This window comes from Malikia spinosa (assembly GCF_002980625.1).
Taxonomy (GTDB): Bacteria; Pseudomonadota; Gammaproteobacteria; order Burkholderiales; family Burkholderiaceae_C; genus Malikia; species Malikia spinosa.
In genome coordinates this window covers 1-938 of the sequence record NZ_PVLR01000097.1, presented here as the reverse complement: position 1 = coordinate 938, position 938 = coordinate 1, and the positions used below count along the sequence as shown (strand labels likewise).

The following is a 938-nucleotide window of genomic DNA, read 5'->3' as shown; positions in this document are numbered from 1 at the left end:
AATCCCTACGAGCAGGGGCTGGACAAGAACGACGCCAATTTCGTCGCCCTGTCCCCACTCAGCTACCTTGAGCGCGCTGCCCGGGTCTACCCCGATCGCACCGCCATCATCTACGGCGAACAGCGCCAGAACTGGGCCCAGACCTACCAGCGCTGCCGCCGCCTGGCCAGCGCACTGGCCGCACGCGGCATCGGCCGCGGCGACACCGTCGCCGTCATGCTGCCCAACGTGCCCGCCATGTTCGAGGCCCATTTCGGCGTGCCGATGACCGGCGCCGTGCTCAACACCCTCAACACCCGGCTCGACGCCGAGGCCATCGCCTTCATGCTCCAGCATGGCGAGGCCAAGGTGGTGCTGACCGACCGCGAGTTCTCGCCTGTCATGGTCAAGGCGCTGGCGATCTGCGGCACGCATCGCCCCTACGTGATCGAGGTCGAGGACCTGAGCGCGCCCCCCGGCTATGACCTGGGCGAGATCAGCTACGAGGCCTTCCTGGCCCAGGGCGACCCCGACTACGCCTGGAGCCTGCCCGGCGACGAGTGGGACGCGATCGCGCTCAACTACACCTCGGGCACCACCGGCAACCCCAAGGGCGTGGTCACGCATCACCGCGGCGCCTACCTGAACGCCGCCAGCAACGTGATCTCCTGGCAGCTGCCGCACCATGCCACCTACCTGTGGACGCTGCCGATGTTCCACTGCAACGGCTGGTGCTTCCCCTGGACCATGGCGCTGATCGCGGGCGCCAGCGTCTTCCTGCGCAAGGTCGATCCGACGCATATCTTCGAGCTGGTGCGCGAGCACCACATCACGCACCTGAGCGGCGCGCCGATCGTCTACAGCCTGCTGATCAACACGCCCGACGAGCTGCGCGCGGGCATCGAACACAAGATCCACGGCCAGATCGCCGGCGCGGCGCCGCCAGCAGCCGTGATCGA

Annotated in this window: 1 protein-coding gene; it reads left to right on the top strand. The window is 67.9% G+C overall.

The annotated features are described in order from the left end of the window. A partial coding sequence (locus tag C6P61_RS17500; RefSeq protein ID WP_244909005.1) for an AMP-binding protein occupies positions 1 to 938 on the top strand: 938 nt, incomplete at both ends.